This window comes from Ancylothrix sp. D3o, assembly GCF_025370775.1.
GTDB lineage: Bacteria > Cyanobacteriota > Cyanobacteriia > Cyanobacteriales > Oscillatoriaceae > Ancylothrix.
Genome location: NZ_JAMXEX010000072.1, coordinates 1 through 4,799, shown reverse-complemented (window position 1 = coordinate 4,799; position 4,799 = coordinate 1). Strand labels below are relative to the sequence as shown.

Here is a 4,799-nt window from a genome sequence, read left to right as displayed (position 1 = left end):
AGCTTTTCTTTTAGATCCAGCAGGCTAATGGATTCTTCCATCTCTATAAATGCTCGGTTCGTTTCCAGAAGCCGGTGGAACAACGGCAAACTCTCTAATGCTTCCGTAATAAGGGCTTTGGGTGTGCCCACAGGAAATTTGATGGCGCATGATGTGTTCATGGTGATACTCTTGAATGGCTATTTTTTATGGGGGAAGCCGCAAACTTCCCGTTTTTTTTACTTGCCTTCCATAACACAGACGCAAAAAGCATCTTTACTATTATTTTAACATAACAGACCATAATATTTTTGAGGCTGTAAGGAAATAAGTTTTTTTATTGGACAGAGTAATATGTGGTAAGAGGTATTTTTAATCTGTAATCCCCTTGAAACTAGGAATTTTGTGGTGAGTAAAAACTTAGTTCGGCTGTCTCTTGTGATTCCCCAAGAAATGCGCTCAGCGTTAGAGGAACTGGCAGAGTATCCGTATGCCAGCGTGAGCAATGCTGCCGTTGTCTTGATAAAGGAGTCGCTTACGCGGCGAGAGAACAAACCAGAACGAGATGTTAATGATGTTATTGAGCTTTTGGCAAACTTTACTGAGAAAGAACTTACTTTAGTCAGCCTGAAAGCTTCTGAGCGCTTATTGATGTTGCTTGAGCAGGGAAAAAAGGAATCAGCAGATGTTGCCCCAGAAGCGTAAAGCTTAAGCGGCTGGGACTTATAGGGGTAGAAACTGACGGCAGTAGATGTACTCATGGGGACTCGCCTCTTAAATCAGAAAACTCTTACAGTGGACGGGTTAGCCCGTCCCTTTTTTTGAGCGTTGGGTAGGTTGTTAGAATTCATTTTATCGTTATGATAACGTTTTTGTCAGAATAATACAATTTTTATCATTATGATTTAAACTTTCAATGAGTAAAGGGAGGCTGTGCCAGTTTGGGAAGGGGTTTGCTAGTTTTGTTAAAATCAAGAAAAGGTTTATAAACAAAGGTGAAGTGGAATGCCTGATAGGCTAAATATTGATATTGAGGGGTTGAGGGAGTTTTTAGAACCCATAGCAGATGGGGTTTCCCTGTCTGGTTTTGGAGGCCAGCTTCTTAAAGATTCTTTATATGCTCGCTTTTATCGAATGTCCATTGCTGAGATTGTCGATTTATTAGATCCCGCAACTTTAAGCGATAAATGCGGGATTGAGTTTGAGCGTATGGCTGCTATTGCTACCGGGCAACGACCAACCGATGGTGAGATTGTTAAGCTCTCACGAATTCTGCGGAAAGTTGGCCTCAACTCTAAAGTTTTGAGTACCATGCGTGAACGGGATTATCACGATTCTTTGGAAGATCACCATTGCCACTCAGGTGCTTCTTGTTTATGAAAAAATATACCTGCGAAGATGCTTTGCTTCTAGCAATCCCAGCTTTTACCAAAGAGGCTTTGGTTTTGCGTCTTGAGGAACATCCTGATTTACCGTTGATTTTGGAAGCGCTACTGGCCGGTGCATCTACTTTGGCAGCAAGTGCAGCGGCAACAAAGCGGCAGTGGTGCCAAATTTTTCTCCCCGGTGATTCTGAGCCTTATGAAATCCCCGCAGCTTGGGCTAAAAAAAATCGCCCCAATCCGAAAAAAGCAATAAAAACTCCTAGTTCTGCTATTAATCCTCAGACATTTGAGCGAATTTGCAATGCAGTATATGGGCCCACTCATCCTCTTATTGATAAAGAGTTGCTCCATATCTTAGAGCGAATGGTAGAAACTGAGCGGCCAATGAGTTTGGTGCGGATGAGTGATGATCGACAGCTTTGGATAAATGCACCAATGGCTGATTTACTGCAAACAGAACCATCTCAAGCGACAAAAAGGGTAATGACTGATTTTTGGATGCCGGGTGAACTAGAGTATGTCAAGATGGAACTGTCCCAGACAAGCAGTTTTTACCATAGTTACCAAGGTGGGCTCAATTCAAGAGTGTGGGCAAAATTAGAAGCCCAATTTGAAATAGTAGAAGCGAGTGGTACACACTATCGACTGGTTACTAATTTTTATGCAGAGCCTACCAACCGCCCGATTTTGATGGCCAAATAGTTTGTACGAGGATGCGATAGACGGTTGTTAATAAAAAAGCCGAAAAAATATCTGCATTTGAATACGGCATCTCGCGGTATTTTGTATATATTTTTGGCAACAAAAATTCAATAAGCATAGGTTCTTTAACCGAAGCTAAAAAATTATATCGGTCTCAATATACGGTTTTAATAATAACTATTCAGGAAAGCGTAATGCTAGAAATTTTTGTAGAAAAGACGGGAATTAAAATCCCGCCTGAATATATCAGAAATGTGTCTGTTTACGATTCTAATTTTAGCATTTTTAGGGGATTTAATAATGTTAATTGGTGAAGAGAATTCGGTTTGCAAGTGTACAGAAAGGTTAACACATTTATAAACTGTTTGGAAAGGGCATCTTGGAGTTCACCGATAGCTTTCGTTTGCCCCATTTAATTGCAAAATTTATTAAAGTCTATTAATTTCTATCTTTTAATGGGTTGAAATCTTTCGGTAAAATTCATCCATTGGTCTATTTTATTGCCGGTGATATTAAGTGTAGGAATAAAATCTGTTGTGGATTGAGGGGGTCCACCTTCGGTATCTAACCCAATTGATGTACGTTCTGGTTGGCCTAAACCATAAGCATTGGCAATATTTGCAGCTAACTGGCAAGTAATTCGGAATCGGCCCATATTAATTCGGCCATTGTCAGCAAAATAAAACCATTCATGTCCTTTAAAAGAAGTGCTTGAGCCAAACCGTCTGCATAAAAAATGGGTTACTTCAAACATCTTAGCAATATGGACATCATACAAACGTAACTGCCCGCCATAAGCAGACTTAGTAGTATTTTTATCGGGTACTGTTAGAGTAAGAAAAACAAAACCGTCCCGTTCTGAACCACCGGACTTTATGGTCATGGGAATTGGCGATTGCGCTACTAAGTTTTCTACCTTGGAGCCGGTGATGGAGAGATGTGTTTTTCCTAGAGCCGGTCTACTACCTAAAACTTGCATCCCGGTGCAGCAGCCTATTGTTAACGAAGCTAACAATAGCTTATTTGGTTTGCTAGAAAAAATATTCATACTTTTACTCAGAGTGGTTATAGGGATTATTTTAAACCCGATGGGATATTTTAAGTAGGGGAAGCACTAAGGAAATGTTAAAAACACCACCATTCCTACGGAGGGTATCAACTAAGCGACATCCCTATCACTGATTAAAAGCTGGAGAGCAACTTGGTTATTCTAACAAATTAAAGAAGTCTGGTAACCAGAGCCATTTAATTTAACCGAAAGAATTTAACTTGGCTATTCTAAAATCTTGGAATGCTACCCCGACCTTTTAGAGCTAACCCCAGGTACAGAAGAATGGAGAAAACTCTATATTGCCTACCTATTCATCTTTATATCCACACTTTTCTTAACAGTGGATTGGATAGGAATTTGGGCTAAAGAAGCCAGATAGTTATGGGCATGATAAAACTTTATTTAGTTATAAATAATACTAAATTAGAGACAATTAGCATGGTAAGCAGAGCAAACGATGATCTCCTTTAGTTTTGCGGAAGCCTTGTTTTTTCAGCAAAATAGGATAGCTATTTTGTAGTCAAAATAGGCATTTCTATTAAAAGTGAGGGAAATTAATCTTCATCAAAATCATCAAAATCATCAAAATCATCATTGAGGGTGTAGTAATTCTCTTCATTTTCCCAATCTTCCTGTTGTCGCCTCTCCCATATTAGATCGCATTCTGCTCGTTCTCTTTCATAGGAATAAATTTCATCATCGAAGGCATCCCAGCCATAATTATCATTAGAATCTAAACTCTGTCCATTAGGTACATCTACCACTTCTACATCCATTTTAAAACTGCTATTCTCTGGAATAGGCTCACTATAGTCAGATTCAGGATGTTGTAGTTCTTCCCATTTATGATAAGCCCAATGGATAGAGTAACCCATCAAAGCGCCACATTCTTCGAGGTCTTCTAAGGAAGGTGATTGTTTATATTTTAGCAATTGATGATAAATCCAATAAGATTTATATTCTTTAGCTACTTGAATCGATTTCCAGAATTTTAATGCTTCACTTGTGGAAGCAAAATTGGGGAGATTTCCTTTGTTAAATAAATTAAGCTGTTCTTGCCATGCCGCTCGATATTGTAAGAGATTCTCTTTGTGGCTATCCGAGATATAAGGTAATAAAGTATCAAATTTAACAGCGTTTCTGGCTAGAATAGAGATAACTTCTTTCAAATCAGAAGCTTCAGCAATTAGTGAGGCAAGGTTTCGTAATCGGCCCAATTTTTGTAAATAATGTATGTGTTGTTGCTGTTCAGGAGAAAGTGCAGCTAAAATTTCAGATTGGGAAAACACCGAGTTCCAAATAGTGAAACATTCTTCGACCTCTTGTGGGGTCTGCGCCTCGCTTAAATCCTCAATCGCTTGATTTAATTGGGTTTTGCGGGTTTCTTCTTTAATTAATTTAGCTCGTCGTTCTTGAACTACTTGATAAAAAAACTGGGCCATTATGTTAGCAACTGCTTCATCTTTTAGGTAGAATAAAGCGCATTCTCTTAACTCCGGCATCGAAACCCGCTCACCGAATTCATCTACTAAATTTTGAGCAACGATTTCAAACCTCGGTAATTTTTTCTTAGTTTTGTGGCGATTCATTAAATCATATAAATATCCTAAAACTTGCCAGTCACAATCTGTAGGAATTTCACGGATTTCAACTAGAGGATCATTACCAACTATACGGGGGAA

The 4,799-nt window shown here is 39.0% G+C and carries 5 protein-coding genes; 3 read left to right on the top strand and 2 right to left on the bottom strand.

The genetic code is table 11. The features are described from left to right. Positions 1-387 precede the first annotated feature (387 nt). The 3 genes from NG798_RS26745 (at position 388) to NG798_RS26735 (ending at position 2,066) form a co-directional block, all read left to right on the top strand. On the top strand, positions 388-684 hold the full coding sequence (locus NG798_RS26745; RefSeq protein ID WP_261226768.1) for a hypothetical protein: 297 nt from the start codon (positions 388-390) through the stop codon (positions 682-684). 300 nt (positions 685-984) lie between these two features. Beyond that, the gene (locus NG798_RS26740; protein ID WP_261226767.1) at positions 985-1,359 is read left to right on the top strand and encodes a hypothetical protein; all 375 of its coding nucleotides are present in this window, start codon (positions 985-987) and stop codon (positions 1,357-1,359) included. Beyond that, positions 1,356-2,066 (top strand): hypothetical protein, encoded by a 711-nt coding sequence (locus NG798_RS26735; protein WP_261226766.1) that lies wholly within the window; start codon positions 1,356-1,358, stop codon positions 2,064-2,066. The genes NG798_RS26740 and NG798_RS26735 overlap by 4 nt, the downstream gene beginning before the upstream one ends. Before the next feature lie 445 nt (positions 2,067-2,511). On the opposite strand, the gene NG798_RS26730 is transcribed toward NG798_RS26735, so the two are convergent. Then, entirely contained in the window at positions 2,512-3,114 is a 603-nt protein-coding gene (locus tag NG798_RS26730) for a hypothetical protein (protein WP_261226765.1), read from the bottom strand. 557 nt (positions 3,115-3,671) lie between these two features. After that, on the bottom strand, positions 3,672-4,799 hold a 1,128-nt coding region (locus tag NG798_RS26725; protein WP_261226764.1), incomplete at its 5' end, for a hypothetical protein.